This is a genomic window from Ignatzschineria sp. LJL83 (assembly GCF_054871845.1).
Genome location: NZ_JBTXLY010000002.1, coordinates 86,175 through 102,094, shown reverse-complemented (window position 1 = coordinate 102,094; position 15,920 = coordinate 86,175). Strand labels below are relative to the sequence as shown.

The window sequence follows — 15,920 nt, the reverse complement described above, 5'->3', positions numbered from 1 at the left end:
GGCTTTGAAGGATTTAAAGGATTTAAAGGATTTAAAGGATTTAAAGAACAATAATTACATACGATTTATTTTGGTTTAATCATCTCGAAAGAATCAATACTGCTGGCACGGGATATTTGGAAGAATGCAAGCATTCGAACCCGCTAGCTTTAAGCCTATATTGATATAATTGACATCTTTTAAACCGATTCCACGATACAAACTCTTGAAATCAAAAATACAAATCAACAATTAAAAATTACAATTTAAGGAAGTAAGGAGATTCATTATGGGTTCATTGCAACCGATACATATTACGTTTTTCATCTATATTCTTGCCATGATTGGCATTGGCTTTTATGCCTATAAATCGACAAAAGATTTATCGGATTATATTCTCGGCGGACGAAGCCTAGGGAGCGTTGTCACAGCGCTTTCTGCCGGCGCTTCTGATATGAGTGGTTGGTTACTCATGGGACTTCCCGGCGCGATTTTTGTTGCCGGTATTTCTGAATCATGGATTGCCATTGGTTTAACGCTCGGTGCATATCTTAACTGGCTTTTTGTTGCCGGCAGATTACGCATGTTTACCGAAAAAGCTAATGATGCACTTACGCTTCCGGACTATTTTTACGGCCGATTTGATGACAAAAGCAAGCTTCTCAAAATCTTTGCGGCAATCATCATTCTCTTTTTCTTTGTGATCTACTGTGCTTCCGGCGTTGTCGCAAGTGCGCGCCTGTTTGAATCCACGTTTGATATGAATTACGATACGGCGATTTGGGTCGGTGCTTTCGCAACAATTGCCTATGTATTTATCGGCGGATTCTTGGCAGTGAGCTGGACCGATACCGTTCAAGCAACGCTCATGATCTTTGCCCTTCTCCTTGTGCCAACCGTTGTGATTTTAAAGATGAATAACGTTGGAGAATTTGATGTTGCCGGCGCTATTGAAACTGTACGAAATGCAAGCCCGTCACATCTCAACTTTACCCATGGTTTAACATGGATTGCAATTGTTTCTCTCATTGCTTGGGGCTTAGGTTACTGCGGTCAGCCACATATTTTAGTTAGATTTATGGCGGCAGATTCTGTAAAAACCATTCCTAACGCTCGCCGTATTTCTATCGCTTGGATGGCGCTCTGTTTACTCGGTGCGGTATTAGTGGGTTTCTTCGGTTACGCTTACTTTATCGAAAATCCAGAGGAAGGCATTAATGTTCTCGGCGGTATCACGGCAACTGGTGAAGTTGTGAAAGGAAACCCTGAATCTGTCTTTATGGAACTTGCGAAAGTGCTCCTCAATCCTTGGATTGCCGGCATTGTGCTTTCTGGGGTTTTAGCGGCCGTGATGAGTACATTGAGCTGTCAATTACTTGTATCATCCAGTGCTTTAACGGAAGATCTCTATAAAGGATTTCTTCGCCCGAAAGCCACAGATGGGGAACTTGTATGGATTGGACGCGCAATGGTATTTGTTGTTGCAGCAATCTCTATCTTCATCGCTTATGATCCAAACAGTAAAGTTTTAAGCCTTGTATCTTACGCTTGGGCTGGTTTTGGGGCGGCATTTGGTCCTGTTGTGATCTTCTCTATTTTCTGGAAAAGAACTACAAGAAACGGCGCGCTTTTAGGCATGATTACCGGTGCACTTACTGTGATTATCTTCCCGAAAATCAAAGATTGGTTAGCAGCAAGTAACGGCGTTGAAGTGTCTGAAATATTAGCAAACTTCCCGCTCTTAGGGCTTTATGAAATTATTCCAGGCTTCATTTTGGCATGTTTCATGATTGTAGTTGTGAGCTTACTTGGCAAACCTTCACAATCGATTATGGATAAATTCGAAGCAACGTCTGCGGAATATAAAAAGGCGATGAAGTCTTAATAAAATTAAGATGTTATTGAGATATTTATATAAAATCATAGTATAAAAACAATATAAAAGCGATCGGAACAATACAATGACCGATCGCTTTTTTGTTGATTGTTTGTTGATTAAAAATCAATCTTAATCCCTAAAACAGGGCCTTTATGTTTGATATCATAAGTAAAGCCTCGTCGATGCAGATCGACTTTACTCATTCTGTAACCTGCCATTAATGAAACATCTCTGGAAATAGACCAATTGGCAGCAAGAGATACATCCCAATCAGATTTAGCCGCACCTTTCCCCCACATTCCCCAACCATCTATGGCGAACTTATCATTAAATCGATATTGCGCTTTGAGTCCTGCAAGTCCATCGACCCACGTTCCATTCTCTTTTCCGTGCCCTGCTAATCGATTATTCGCATAAATATCAAAATCAATATTAGCATGCCAGATTTTTGCACCACCTACGATCTGTAAGCTAAGATTTTGAGTTTCATAAAAGGTATATCCCAATCCAAAAAATGCAGAAGAAACACTCCCTTTTGTATGTAGTTTTTTAGATACAAACTTAGAAGATGGCAAATTGTAATTCAGTTTACTGCCGATATACGTCAAGTCAGTATGTAAACTAAAATTTCCTTTTCGTGCTTCGGCTTGTAACATGCCCATAAAGCGAACGTTATCCCATATTTTTGAAAAATCCGCCTTCACAGCATGCGTTCCTACGTGGCGATGCCCTAAATTCCCATTAAGACTGGCAGCCCAGAAATAAGGAGTAATGCTAAACCGCCATTCATCTTGAGCATTATGCGAGATACTTCTAGCTTTCAATTCATCCGCTTGAGTAATTGCGGAACATCCTAAGGCTAAAAAACATATAAAAATTAGCTTCTTGCCACTCTTCTGCTCGATCATATTGGAATCCTTGCCCATTAAATATTATCAGATATGCAAATAATAAATGAATTTAAATAACTCATATTTTATTTATAATAATTTAATTGATATATTTTTATATGTAAATAAATATAAATAAAACAACTTTATTAAAATGTAATTTATTTAAAATTCACAGGAAATTGAAGCTCAAAAAAAGCTCGCTGAAGCGAGCTTTAACTTTTTTAAGTATTAGTTGTATTCAAAGATTATTTGAAGCTTTCTGTATCTATTACAATACTTTTGTAAGATCGTATCTAACAGTTGTTACAAAACTCTTGAGAGAACAATGGATTATTTTAATTCTCTTTTTTCATCAAATAATCTACATCAATATCTGTTGGGCGATGACGATGATGATCTACTTCCCCGAAAATAATCACGGTATCTTCTGGTCCTACTTGAACGCCGCGCCAATCTTTACGACCAATTTCTACTTCGATCTCACCTGTTGCATCTTTAAAGAGATATTGTTTTCCACCTAAGTGCTTCACAATATTTCCTTCTAACGTCACTTTTGTATCATCTCTTAATGTTTTTGCATCTGTAACAGTCGTGATTGTTTTTTCGCCTGTAAAACCCCCTGTTGCTGTATCTCCAGTGAATTGTGCAAAGGCTACTGAAGAACCTAAAACTAATGTCGTCACTAATAATAATTTTTTCATATATAAATATCCTTTTTCTAATTGAAGAGACCTACTTTTTAACTATGGCTATTTAATCATTAAAATCTTAATAGAATCTTAAGATCAAAAAATAGAGAGATAACATTTTTAAAATAAAAGATGTTTACTTAAAAACACCAATAAAAATATTAACAACAATATTAATAGAAATACTTACACTAAATCATACACTAAAAATCCCATATGTCATTTAATAACTTTACGATCAATATGTTAAAAATATAATGTAGTTTTTATCAAGCATACAAAGGAATGATAGATGCGCTCCGAGATTCAACACAACATTACACAAAAAATCCTAGAATTTAAGACTAATAACCCAATTCTTACGAAACAAATCCACTCTATTTCAAAAGAAGATGAGTCCCAGCTCTTCACTCTGATCGCAGATATTTTATGTTATAAGCTCAATCCCTACATCCCTGCCGTGATTGACGACATTAGATTACTTTTTTATCAAACTTATTCTCAAGATGATATTCAACAGCTCATCATTCAAGATATTGTCGCCATTAAAGATCGAGATCCTGCTTCCAAGCATTTTTTGAATATTATACTGAATTATAAAGGATTTCATGCGGCCTGTTTACATCGGATTTCTCATACTCTTTGGCAGAAAGGAAATGCCGACTTAGCACGCTTTCTATCGAACTTATCATCTTCTATATTTGCAGTTGATATTCATCCTTCTGCCACAATAGCGCGTGGTTTTATGATGGATCACGGCACTGGCATTGTGATTGGAGAAACAGCTGTGATCGATGAAAATGTCTCTATTTTACAAAATGTCACATTAGGTGGCACCGGAAAAGAGCAAGGAGATCGTCATCCCAAGATTAAAAGTGGCGTTTTAATTGGCGCAGGCGCTAAAATATTAGGCAATATCACTATTCATAAAAACTGCAAAATCGGGGCTGGAAGTATTGTACTGCAAGATATTCCGCCCTATTCCACCGCTGTAGGAATTCCTGCTAAAGTCGTTTCACACAATGCACCAGAAATTATCCCCGCAGTTGTGATTGACCAATCTTACTAAAAACACAATACTATCCACCGTAGTACTACGATAGACCATCTTTAATGGAAAGGAGCTTTTATGACAATCCGGCAAGCTTCGCCGAGTTTCTTCATGCGTTGTTTAAATAAAATCGAATTTTGGGGAAACAAACTACCTGATCCCGTCATGATCTTTGTCGGATTATGTGTGATTACCATTCTTGCATCAGCTTTACTGAGTGCACTCGGTGTTTCCGCATATAATCCGGTCACAAAAGAATCTGTCCATGTCATTAATCTTTTAACAATTGATGGTTTAACACAGATTATTACCAAAGCAACCACCAACTTTACCCAGTTTCCGGCATTAGGCGTTGTCCTTGTTGTGATGTTTGGAATCGGCGTTGCGGAACAAAGTGGCTACTTTAAAGCACTGATGATTTCTACTGTCGAAAAAGCGCCTGTGAAGCTCATCATGCCGGTGATCATCTTAGTCGCCATGCTAGGAACTGTTGCGGGAGATGCATCGCAAATAGTTGTACCTCCCCTTGCAGCAATGATCTTTCTACGCTTAGGCTATCATCCTATTGCCGGCTTAGTGATGGCATATGCCGCAGCGCTCGGCGCTTTTGCCGCGAATACCGTTATCGGTATGGCAGATGCTTTAGCACTCTCATTTACAGAAGCCGGTCTAAAAACCATTGATGTTGATATTCCTCTAAATATCGCCATGAACTGGTACTTTATGACCGCTTCCATGTTTGTACTTCTTTTCGTGATTCTCTTTGTGACACAAAAAATTATTATTCCCCGTTTAGGTGTCTATCAGCCCAATCATCAAGAAGAATCTGTGAATGATCTCACGCAAATTGAGCGAAAAGGCTTAAAATGGGCGAATCTTTCTCTTCTTCTGATCTTAGTGTCCATCGCTCTTTTAGCGATTCCCTCTTCAAGTTTTCTTCGTAATCCTGAAACCGGTAGTTTAATTGATGGTCCACTGATTCAAGGCGTTGCCGTTGTCATTGCGCTCATCTTCTTTATCCCGGGATTAATCTACGCCATGATTACAAAAAGTGCGAGATCCTCCAAAGATATTGTCAATATGATGAACACGTCTATGGCGGGCATGAGTACCTTTATCGTCATCGTATTCTTTTCAGCGCAAATGATTGCGCTCTTCTCTTGGAGTAATTTAGGATTAATTATTGCCATTAAAGGTGCTTCTCTATTAGAAAATCAGAGCGGATTTACCTTGATCATTGGCTTTATTTTCCTAACGAGTGTGATCAATATCTTTATCGGAAGTGCATCTGCAAAATGGGCGTTACTTGCGCCGATATTTGTACCCATGTTTCTCTTCTTGGGATATCACCCGGCATTCACGCAAATGCTCTATCGCATCGGGGATTCCATTACCAATCCTATTACGCCGATGATGCCTTATTTGCCACTTCTTCTCACTTTTGCTAAAAAGTATGATAAGGATATGGGATTGGGCACGTTGATTTCAAATCTCTTCCCGTACACGTTAGCGCTAGGAATTGTTTGGACAATTTTTGCATTAATATGGTATTGGATTGGATTCCCTGTAGGTCCCGGCGGTCCGATTCATTTAGATCAAAGTTATTTTTAATGACTCTAATATCAATCATTTCGTAAAGGATGACATTCATGGATATTATTACTCGAGAGCAATTACAGGCTTATGAGCCACAATTATTAAAATATCGCCGTTACCTTCATGCGCATCCGGAATTGTCATTCCAAGAGTATGAAACGGCGAAATATATCGTGGAAAATATGAGCCAATTAGCACATGCCGAGATTATTCGCCCTGTTGGCACTAGTGTACTTGTGAAATTTACAACAGGAAAACCGGGTCCTAAAATTGGTCTTCGTGCAGATTTTGATGCATTAGCGATTCATGAGGAACGTCCTGAACTTCCTTTCCAATCTGAAAATGACGGCGTGATGCATGCTTGTGGCCATGATATTCATACGGCAATGCTCATGACGGCTTGTCACTATTTTAATGATCATTTTGATTCATTAACGGGAGAAGTCTGGGCAATCTTCCAACATGCCGAAGAGCTATTGCCGGGTGGCGCGCAGGAAATGGTAAAAACGGGGCTTTTTAATGAGCTCGATTTTATTTATGGACAACATATTGCTTCAGGACTTCCTGTGGGAGTGGTTGATATTAAAGAAGGTCCTGCGAGCTCTAACTCTGATACTTATATCATTAAGATTCAGGGAAAAGGTGGTCATGCTTCTGAGCCGAATGACACGATCGATCCGATTATCATCGGTTCTATGATCGTTCAAAAATTACAAACCATCGTTTCTCGTATGGTTTCACCACAAGATCCGGCGGTATTAAGTAATACGGTATTTGAAGCCGGCAGAACAAGTGCACTGAACGTGATACCTGATGTCTGTACATTAGGCGGAAGCGTGCGTTCATCAAGTGATGAAGTGCGAGAAATTCTGAAAAGTAATATTGAAAAAATGGCTCATTCTACTTGCGCTGAATATGGTGCAACCTGCGAAATTAACTACACCGTCGGTTATGGCGTGACCTTTAATAACCCACAAAAAACGGCATTTGTAAAAAGCGTAGCAGAAGAGATGAGCGATACCACGATTATTACTGAAAAATGCATGCTCGGCGGAGAAGATTTCAGTGCATTCTCTAAAATCGTTCCTTCCACATTTGTCTTTGTGGGCGGTAGAAATGAAGAGTTAGGATTTACCTATCCGCATCATCATCCAAAATTTGGCATTGATGAAGATGGTATGCTCTACGGCTTGCAATTACTCACAAATGTTGTGGAACAATATCCCGCTTATTTCCAATAAGTGCGAATAAGTACCATAAATCTTGTAATTATTTCAACTAATTCATAGTGAAGGCATTATCTAAAAAATAATGCCTTTTTTATTGAACTCTCATCTTGGGAAGTTTTCTTGCAAAACAGAGGCAGATTCATAGCTGATTCGAATACTTGCATGCTTCTAAATATTTCGCACCAGCAATCTCAATCCTTTTTAGATTTTGCAACCTAAATTTGTTATCGTTCTAAGAACATTGAAAAATGATTAAAACTATTTACAAGCCTAAAATAGCGATCACAACAATAATAAAATGATTCAAAATCATAAAGGATTTCTTGGTGCAACCTTCTAATCAGACGCTTAAATTGGCGCTTCCCATTTTACTCATTATCGGTAGTACACACTTACTGAACGATTTTATTCAATCGATGCTGACAGCGATCTATCCAATGCTTCAGCATAGCTTTGCGTTAGATTTTGCTAAGATTGGATTAATCAGTCTTGTCTATCAAATGACGGCATCGATTTTACAACCTTGCATTGGCTTTTGGACAGATAAACACCCAAAACCACTACTTTTGCCACTTGGAATGTTGATGACCACAAGTGGCGTTGTACTTTTGAGCTTCGCAACGAGTTATACGCATCTTTTAATCGCTGCTGGCATGATGGGAATTGGCTCTTCCATCTTCCATCCTGAAGCGGTTCGTTTAACCCGCATAGCTTCCGGCGGAAAATATGGTTTAGCACAATCTATTTTCCAAGTAGGCGGCAATATGGGATCAGCATTCGGTCCTCTTGTTGCCGGCATTCTGATTGTGAAATATTCCAATCAAGGCAATATCCTGTGGTTCGCATTAGCAGGATTAATCGCTGCAAGCTTACTGTTATATCTTGGTCTTTGGGGGAAGAAATACCAGACAGGAAACCGTAAAAAACCAGCGGGATTTGTCACATTTCCCTATGGCAAACGCCAAACTATTTGGGCGCTCACGATTTTAGCGACTTTAATCTTTGCGAAATATTTCTATATGTCGAACTTCACAAACTATTTTAGCTTCTATCTCATTGAAAAGTTCAAAGTCGAACCTTCCAATGCCGTGATTTTAGTCTTTGTGTTTTTGGCAGCAATTGCTGTTGGAACCTTTGCCGGCGGACCGATCGGCGATAAGATCGGGCGCAGAACCGTGATCTGGTTCTCCATGATTGGCGCGATTCCCTTCTCTTTAGCGCTACCGCATTTACCCTTTATCGGCGTGATTATTGCCTCCGTATTTATCGGATTAATTCTCGCTTCGGCATTCTCAGCCATTGTAGTATTTGCGCAAGAACTCGTGCCGGGAAATGTGGGAATGATTGCCGGCATTTTCTTTGGTTTAATGTTTGGAATGAGCGGGATTGGCGCACTCTTTTTAGGATGGCTTGCGGATGTTACGAGTTTACAAACCGTGTTTATCTTAACGTCATTTTTACCGTTTTTTGGCTTTCTAACATTTTTACTGCCCAAAGAAGAAGATAAATCCTAAGCCTAATCTCCTTATCAAGGCTTTCTTATTCCAGAAATCCCCTCAAATCAAAGTGATTGCCGTATAATGTCGTGATAAATATTTAAAATATATTCATAAATAAAATATATTCAGAACACCAATTCTGAAATTTGATTGGAGAACTATGCAAAATTTCCCGCCTATCTTTGCAACGATTAAAGCAGGATTACAAAAACTTGGCGCGCGGATGCTACAAAATAGACGTACGCGCCGACTCAGCGCACAACTACTCGCACTGATTCCAACCGTTTTATGGCTTGCGATCCATTCGCCTATTACAAATAGCATCTCGTTTTTAAGCCTCGTTTTCGCCATTCCTATTGCCTATTTTATCTTTACGATGCTCTACGTGGCGCTTCTCTCCTTTATTAAGCGCACATTGGTCTATCGCAAAAGAACCCGCAATATCTCCCCAATCTATAAACGCTTAACCACAAAACAGAGCCTATTTGTCATGGCCATTTTAGCCGTGCCCATGCTTCTGATTTTGTCGCTCCTCTTTATTGATCTTATCTCGCTAGTCGCACAAGTTCCGCCCTCTAAACTTTACGGCGGAGAATATACTTTCCTAACCTCGCTCTACTTTGGCGCTTTTGTGGTGCTCGGTTTTGGCGTTTCTGCATATGTGGCTTCTGTTCGTCATCGCTCCCTTCGTCAATCAGAGAAACGCTTAGAATATACCCAGCAAAAAGATCGGGAAAGTGAAGTGGATCGCCGAATGCTAGAAGGCATTAAGCTCCTTGGCGATAAGAATGAATCGGTACGTTTAGGCGGAATCTATATCTTATGGGAAATCGTTAAAGATGCCTCAAAAGCATTGCCATATCTTGATCAGCGCCATTACAATGTTTACTTTCATCGCTATAAAGATCATCCCATTATTCCTTATCGAACCTCAAAACCGCTTCCTCCTGCGGAAATGAAAGGTCAAAAACACCTTCGTGAACTCTATCTAAAAAGCAATCGAACCGATCTTGCGCAGATCAAAGCGTATCACAAGGCGTTCTCTCTTCATGAGCAAGTGCTCAGTATTCTCTGCGGACATATTCGTACGCTGACAAATTCTGAAGAGTATCTTCTTACATACTATCCATCCCTTGCCATTTCTCGTTTCTCAAAAGCGTATGCCGAACGTTACGATGATGATTCAAAAGTGATTCGTCCACATGAAGAAGAGCCCGGCAATGAGATTCAGATTCTATTTCGCCTCTTAAGTAAAAAAGAGTATTCCCAAGATAAAACATTAGTGCGTGCGCTCAATTTTAAGATGAATTTAGCCAGTGCCATTTTAAAAGGGGCTTATAGCGATCATGCCGATCTTTCTGATGCCAATCTTAGAAATGTAAATTTTTCCTATGCGCAGGCGAACTACGCCACATTTGATAACAGTAGCTGTATTCATGCCAATTTCGATAATGCCACGCTCAATATCTCCAGCTTTACCATGACAGATTGCACTTCCGCTTCTTTTCGCAATGCGCAAATAACCAATACAAGCTTTAAATATGCCAACTGTATTCGTGCCAAGTTTAATAACATCTTCCATAGAGCGAGTTTCTACGGTACCACAATGCTTCATACTAAATTTTCGTATGAAGATTTCATCAATAACCGCATTGAATTTGCCGGCATTAATGGTTTACCTGGGTTTGCAAACTCCTCGAGCTTAGAGCAAGAAGCCATTATTGAGCTGAATAAAGATGAGGAAACTATCTATATTAATCCTAGTCATTTAGAAGCGATTGAAGCTGATCCTGTTCTCTATCAAAAATATTTGGAGCTGATCGAGCAACCCACTTGGCGCATTCCGATTGTGGAAGCAAAGCTCGCACATGAAACACTCATGCGAAGTGGCTCAAACCAACAGCCCGGCGAAGCATATCACGGTCATCGCACGTTAGAGCAGATTAAAACGCGCGATAATCTCGCAGTTTTCCATCGAATGTTTAAAGAGAAAAATCGAAACTCGCCGGCATTTTATGAATCTCTAAGCGATAAAGAGAAAGATTTAGTGACGAAGATGTTCTCCGATTTTGATCTCTTAAAAAAGCGTGAAGAGCTCGGCGGAAAAGTTGATCAATCGGATAAGATTCTTTAACAATCCTCTAAAATTTTCCTAGAACATTTTCCTCGAATATTTTTCATACTATAAACCACTCTCAGATCGTTCTCTAATATCACAGAATCGGTTTAAAACTTTCAAAAGTCCTCAAAAATGACACAAGAACTTCTCTTAATTGGCGACTTTGCCGGCGTTGGTAAAGTCTCATTTTCGGTAATCTCCCCGATTTTAACCAAACAAAATCGCACGTTAAATTACCTTCCCACAGCCGTTGTTTCCAATAGCTTTGATTACGGCGATGCCGTTGTCCATGAATTAACAGAATTTATGGATCAGAGCGTCAAAATGTGGCAAACCCACGATTTTCAATTTGATTTAGTAACAACTGGATTTATCTTTTCACCCAAACAAGTGGAGATTATTCAAGATCTTTTACGCTCGCAAAAACAAAAGCCATTTCTCATTGCCGATCCGATTATGGGCGACTTAGGCGAACTTTATGCAGGATTAAGCTTAGACCTTGTTGCCGGTGTTCGAGCGATGCTTCCACTGGCCGATCTGATGATTCCCAATCTCACAGAAGCCCTACTGATTCTCGGCGAAGAAGATCAATATCAGGATGTGACCGAAGAAAAAGTGCATGATTGGTTACGAAAGCTCCATCATCTCGGCGCAAAGTCCATTCTTATCACAAGCGTTGCGCTCCATGGCGAATTTTTCATCTACGGCTTTAGCAATGATGAACAGCGGATTTTCAAAGTAGCCTATACAATGATTCCCATCCACTTTGGTGGTGCCGGCGATATCTTTACGGCATTAATGGCCAATGAATTCTTAGAAAACCCTAAAGCATCTTTGCAATCCATGGTGGAACGCTCGGCAAAAACCATTAGCGACATCCTCACAGAAGAAGCCAAACGCCCAAGAGAAACCATTGATGAAGTCTATGTGCAGAATTATTTAGAAGTGTTGCAGAAATCCTATCAATGATCTCTGATCCCTCCTCTATTAAAAGCCTTATAAACACGATCAGTAAAAACTACGCCATAAAAAATCCCAATATTTTCTACTGAAATATTGGGATTGATACTATATATCATCTTTCTTATATAAAGATTTCTATATAAAGATCGACTTCATCTTTTGATACGGTTAATTATTGATATACCGTACAACTAATGGCGTAAGGTCCTGATTGAATTGTCTTGAGAGAGCGCATATATACATGCCCGTGAGCGCCTTCCGGCAAATAGAAGCTTGCACCGATAATTTGCAATGTCGCATTCCCCTTAATAGAACAATTCTGATTATAATCATGCAATCTCGGATCTTGCAGGTTTTGATTAAATTCTAAAAAGTAATCTGCATCTTCTAACGCTTCCATCGTCATGCTGTGATATTCATTCAATACAAAAGGATAATTGGGTTCAATACCAATCTTTTGACTGCTTGCAACATTTGGTGTGAATGAAATTTGAAAGCCTTCATCCATCTCATTATAGAAAACGTTTATCTCGCCTTCTAATATTTGTGATCCTACAAAATAGGCATAATCTGCTTCTTGATATGCCACTGTCAAAGGAATCTCTTGAATACCTAAAGGTGCTTGTGGCGCTGATACCGGCGTTTGAGTATTCCCTGTTTGGAATTCTTCACATCCAAATTGAAGCTGTTTTCGTGCTTCCAAGTTATAACCAATCGTAATCTGATCGATCTTTTCCCCTTTTAGCGCATTGGAAGCAACATCACTATATTTATACGGCTCACAATTATAACGCCCTTCCAATACCCAATCTTCACCCTCTTTGGTCATCATCGTATCGCGCCATTTCGATCTCGCTTCATACGAATCACTGACTGAACTCAAGAGCAATTCTCTAAAACCTTCCGCTCTAGAACCTTGATAGAGCTCATGCACGGCAGGATCATAAGCATTTCCGCAAAGATATAGGCAATCAGCGTAATATGTTCCCATTCCTGTCATGCCAAACACAACTTTATTACTAGGAATCGTTTCATCATAGGAAATAATATCTTTTAACGGGAATTGACAACGATCTGTTAAATCAACCGATAAAGTTTCGATAGATTGCCCGTTATAACCTACTTCTAGATGACAACCATTTACAACATATTCTTTTGTATCGTTATAGGTATTCGTTTTGCGTGCAATGCCGATAATACTCTCTAAATACGCAAGATCTGTACCAATCATATCGTATGAGAATACTTCCTCAATTTTGCTATTTGCCACAGCAAAAGGCATGCTCATTACCATTCCTGTACCGACTATCCATTTTAATAATCTCTTCATTATTCCATCATACCTTCTGAAAAAATACGTTAAAGTCACTAAAAATATCTATGAAGATTGAAGTTTATCATTAATAAAAACTGATATTAATTTAATAGTAAAAATAAATATTTAAATTTAACAAGAGATATAATCAATAATCGATACCTATTGAAATATCCTTTATGATGTCAAAAATAATGTTAAAAAAGAATGCTCAATGTTTTCTATCTAAATATTAATCCGATCTGGCTTAATATACATAGTTCAAAACTCAAAAAGACAACAATTCAGATTATGACAAACCACGATGATTTCGCACACCAAGTTTACGCAATTATTGCGAGTATTCCCGAAGGAAAAGTCACAACATACGGCGCAATCGCAAGATTAGCCGGCGTTCCCACTTACGTTCGGCAAGTATGTGCCGTTCTTCGCACCATTCCAAAAGATAGCATTCTTCCTTGTCATCGTATTATCAGCGGACAAGGAAAAATCACGGTTACCGGCGAAAGTTATCTGCGCCATAAAAAGAAACTTCTCAAAGAAGGCATTGTTTTCAATGAGCGAGATAAAGTCGATTTTAAGGTGTTTGGGTGGAATTATCCGTATTAGATTCTCTTTATTCCTACTCTATTTAAATAAGCACCGACTAAATATTCATTCCATACTTTGAATGCTATCGCTCATAAGAGAGCTACAATCATTTTTAAACCTTGACTATCTACCTACTAGTAGATAAGTTATCTTTATTATTGATTTATAGAGGTATATATATGTCGAGACATAAAGAGATTTTACATTTAACAAGCCGATATATTCGATCATACGGGTATAGTAACTTTAGCTATGCAGATCTTGCCAAAGAAATTGGTATTACAAAGGCAAGCCTACATTACCATTTCCCGACTAAAGAAAATTTAGTGATAACTTTATGCCAAAGTATTCAAGAATCCTGGGAAAAAAAACTCCATGAGATCATCTCAGAAAACAGTCAACGCTCCCATCTAGATCAAATGTCTCTGTTTATTACAGCCAATACTGATTCTCTTGAATGCAATCAAACTTGTGCCTTAGTTGCTCTACTGAATAATTATGAAACGCTCCCTGAAGATCTAAAAAAACAGGTCACTGAGCTCTCTCAGTATGAGTATGCGCTTTATCTCTCCTTTATCCAGAAAGCGATTCAAGCCAAAGAGCTCAAAAGCTCTTTAAATGCTGATCTTTGCGTCGTCGAGCTGATCTCTTTGATAAAAGGTTCGTTAATCTATAAACGATTATATTCAGATATTGGAGAAAAATTTAATTGTGTAGACCTCATTCTACAAAACCTACTTCGAACATGGAGGAATCAATAGTATGACTCTTAAGAAAAAACGTATTGTAATCACAGGTACCGGTCTTGTGACCCCATTGGGTTCCGATGTTGATACCGTTTGGCAGCGACTCATTAATGGAGAATCAGGCATTGACTACTTACCACCTTTGTATGATGGCTGCGGGGTAAATATTGCAGGGATTGTCAAAAATATCCACCAAGATCCTATCGCTGGGTTTAATCCAGATATTTCTATCTCTCCAAGAGACCAAAAGCGCATGGAACGCTTTATTTTATTTGCGCTTGTTGCTACAGAACAAGCGCTTAAAGAGGCTAATTGGCTGCCTGAAACAGACAATGAAAAATTGCGTACAGCAACCATTATTGCATCAGGAATTGGTGGTCTAAAAACCATTCAAGAAAGTGCTATTTCTCTTTACGAAACACCTACTAAAAAGTTATCTCCCTTCACAGTCCCTTCCTTTTTAGCAAATTTAGCAGCTGGACAAGTTTCCATTAAATATCAATTTAAAGGCTCGCTAGGAACTCCTGTAACTGCCTGTTCAGCGGGGATTCAAGCCATAGGAGATGCTGTTAGAATCATTCAAAATAGTGAAGCTGATATCGCTATTTGTGGTGGAGCTGAATCATGTATCGATTCTGTGGCGCTTGCAGGATTCCACGCAGCTAGAGCTTTAACCACAGAATTCAATTCTCAGCCTCATCGTGCATCCCGCCCTTTTGATACTGATCGTTCAGGTTTTGTAATTGCTGAAGGATCTGGAATTTTAGTCATAGAATCTTTAGAGCATGCACTCAATAGAGGCGCAAAACCCATTGCTGAAATAGTTGGTTACGCAACAACAGCTGATGCATTTCATATTACCGCTTCTTCTGACGATGCTGATGGGGCTTATCGTTCTATGAAAAATGCCATTCATATGGCAGATATCTCTCCAAATCAAATTGATTATATCAATGCTCATGCGACCTCAACTCCTCTTGGGGATATCAGTGAAATAACAGCTATCAAAAGATTATTCAAAAATCATAAAGTTGCCATTTCTTCTACAAAATCCTCAACAGGACATCTGCTTGGTGCCGCCGGAGGGATAGCGGCTATTTTTACAGCGCTCTCTCTAAAAAACCAAATAGCTCCGATTTCTTTAAACTGTGACAATATCGATCCTATCGCTCAGGATCTCAATATTATTCATGAAAGATCTATGCCTATGCCAATACAATATGCCTTGTGTAATGGCTTTGGATTTGGTGGCGTCAATGCATCTTTAGTGATGAAAAAATGGATTGATGCATAAAATGACTCGTCATGAAAAAAGCCAGCAATTGCTGGCTTTCTCATTCGTGACATTCATCACAACTAAAATAATGATTA

The 15,920-nt window shown here is 39.0% G+C and carries 13 protein-coding genes; 10 read left to right on the top strand and 3 right to left on the bottom strand.

Translation table 11 applies throughout. From position 1 onward, the window contains the following. Positions 1–268 precede the first annotated feature (268 nt). The gene (putP, locus tag ACYSN2_RS02350) at positions 269–1,864 is read left to right on the top strand and encodes a sodium/proline symporter PutP (RefSeq protein ID WP_461748657.1); all 1,596 of its coding nucleotides are present in this window, start codon (positions 269–271) and stop codon (positions 1,862–1,864) included. A gap of 110 nt (positions 1,865–1,974) precedes the next feature. On the opposite strand, the gene ACYSN2_RS02345 is transcribed toward putP, so the two are convergent. Further along, positions 1,975–2,766 (bottom strand): hypothetical protein, encoded by a 792-nt coding sequence (locus ACYSN2_RS02345; RefSeq protein WP_461748656.1) that lies wholly within the window; start codon positions 2,764–2,766, stop codon positions 1,975–1,977. Between the two features lie 320 nt (positions 2,767–3,086). After that, positions 3,087–3,452, bottom strand: a complete 366-nt coding sequence (locus ACYSN2_RS02340) for a YgiW/YdeI family stress tolerance OB fold protein (RefSeq protein WP_461748655.1) — start codon at positions 3,450–3,452, stop codon at positions 3,087–3,089. A 280-nt stretch (positions 3,453–3,732) separates the two neighbouring features. Between ACYSN2_RS02340 and cysE the strand changes: the two genes are divergently transcribed. The 6 genes from cysE to ACYSN2_RS02310 all read left to right on the top strand — a co-directional run bounded on the left by cysE (position 3,733) and on the right by ACYSN2_RS02310 (position 11,903). Beyond that, on the top strand, positions 3,733–4,509 hold the full coding sequence (gene cysE / locus ACYSN2_RS02335) for a serine O-acetyltransferase (protein WP_461748654.1): 777 nt from the start codon (positions 3,733–3,735) through the stop codon (positions 4,507–4,509). Between the two features lie 60 nt (positions 4,510–4,569). Then, on the top strand, positions 4,570–6,102 hold the full coding sequence (locus ACYSN2_RS02330; protein ID WP_461748653.1) for an AbgT family transporter: 1,533 nt from the start codon (positions 4,570–4,572) through the stop codon (positions 6,100–6,102). 38 nt (positions 6,103–6,140) lie between these two features. Next, a complete protein-coding gene (locus ACYSN2_RS02325; protein WP_461748652.1) occupies positions 6,141–7,328 on the top strand; it encodes an amidohydrolase in 1,188 nt (395 codons plus the stop codon). A gap of 314 nt (positions 7,329–7,642) precedes the next feature. Then, complete coding sequence (locus ACYSN2_RS02320; RefSeq protein ID WP_461748651.1) at positions 7,643–8,830, top strand: MFS transporter; 1,188 nt, start codon at positions 7,643–7,645, stop codon at positions 8,828–8,830. Between the two features lie 145 nt (positions 8,831–8,975). Beyond that, positions 8,976–10,949 carry a pentapeptide repeat-containing protein gene (locus ACYSN2_RS02315; RefSeq protein ID WP_461748650.1) on the top strand — a complete coding sequence of 658 codons (1,974 nt, stop codon included), beginning with the start codon at positions 8,976–8,978 and terminating at the stop codon, positions 10,947–10,949. A 117-nt stretch (positions 10,950–11,066) separates the two neighbouring features. Further along, complete coding sequence (locus ACYSN2_RS02310) at positions 11,067–11,903, top strand: PfkB family carbohydrate kinase (RefSeq protein WP_461748649.1); 837 nt, start codon at positions 11,067–11,069, stop codon at positions 11,901–11,903. A 166-nt stretch (positions 11,904–12,069) separates the two neighbouring features. On the opposite strand, the gene ACYSN2_RS02305 is transcribed toward ACYSN2_RS02310, so the two are convergent. After that, positions 12,070–13,227: a hypothetical protein gene (locus ACYSN2_RS02305; RefSeq protein ID WP_461748648.1), complete on the bottom strand. Its 1,158-nt coding sequence runs from the start codon at positions 13,225–13,227 to the stop codon at positions 12,070–12,072. A gap of 276 nt (positions 13,228–13,503) precedes the next feature. Between ACYSN2_RS02305 and ACYSN2_RS02300 the strand changes: the two genes are divergently transcribed. From ACYSN2_RS02300 to fabF, 3 genes are all read left to right on the top strand, one after another. Then, positions 13,504–13,821, top strand: coding sequence for an MGMT family protein (locus ACYSN2_RS02300; RefSeq protein ID WP_461748647.1), 318 nt, complete (start codon positions 13,504–13,506; stop codon positions 13,819–13,821). A 161-nt stretch (positions 13,822–13,982) separates the two neighbouring features. Then, entirely contained in the window at positions 13,983–14,564 is a 582-nt protein-coding gene (locus tag ACYSN2_RS02295) for a TetR/AcrR family transcriptional regulator (protein WP_461748646.1), read from the top strand. Between the two features lies 1 nt (position 14,565). Next, on the top strand, positions 14,566–15,843 hold the full coding sequence (gene fabF / locus ACYSN2_RS02290; protein WP_461748645.1) for a beta-ketoacyl-ACP synthase II: 1,278 nt from the start codon (positions 14,566–14,568) through the stop codon (positions 15,841–15,843). Positions 15,844–15,920 lie beyond the last annotated feature (77 nt).

Excerpts from the sequence above, each read along its gene's own strand:
- putP (WP_461748657.1), top strand. The coding sequence starts at position 269 with ATGGGTTCATTGCAACCGATACATATTACGTTTTTCATCTATATTCTT.
- ACYSN2_RS02345 (WP_461748656.1), bottom strand. The coding sequence starts at position 2,766 with ATGATCGAGCAGAAGAGTGGCAAGAAGCTAATTTTTATATGTTTTTTA.
- ACYSN2_RS02340 (WP_461748655.1), bottom strand. The coding sequence starts at position 3,452 with ATGAAAAAATTATTATTAGTGACGACATTAGTTTTAGGTTCTTCAGTA.
- cysE (WP_461748654.1), top strand. The coding sequence starts at position 3,733 with ATGCGCTCCGAGATTCAACACAACATTACACAAAAAATCCTAGAATTT.
- ACYSN2_RS02330 (WP_461748653.1), top strand. The coding sequence starts at position 4,570 with ATGACAATCCGGCAAGCTTCGCCGAGTTTCTTCATGCGTTGTTTAAAT.
- ACYSN2_RS02325 (WP_461748652.1), top strand. The coding sequence starts at position 6,141 with ATGGATATTATTACTCGAGAGCAATTACAGGCTTATGAGCCACAATTA.
- ACYSN2_RS02315 (WP_461748650.1), top strand. The coding sequence starts at position 8,976 with ATGCAAAATTTCCCGCCTATCTTTGCAACGATTAAAGCAGGATTACAA.
- ACYSN2_RS02310 (WP_461748649.1), top strand. The coding sequence starts at position 11,067 with ATGACACAAGAACTTCTCTTAATTGGCGACTTTGCCGGCGTTGGTAAA.
- ACYSN2_RS02305 (WP_461748648.1), bottom strand. The coding sequence starts at position 13,227 with ATGAAGAGATTATTAAAATGGATAGTCGGTACAGGAATGGTAATGAGC.
- ACYSN2_RS02300 (WP_461748647.1), top strand. The coding sequence starts at position 13,504 with ATGACAAACCACGATGATTTCGCACACCAAGTTTACGCAATTATTGCG.
- ACYSN2_RS02295 (WP_461748646.1), top strand. The coding sequence starts at position 13,983 with ATGTCGAGACATAAAGAGATTTTACATTTAACAAGCCGATATATTCGA.
- fabF (WP_461748645.1), top strand. The coding sequence starts at position 14,566 with ATGACTCTTAAGAAAAAACGTATTGTAATCACAGGTACCGGTCTTGTG.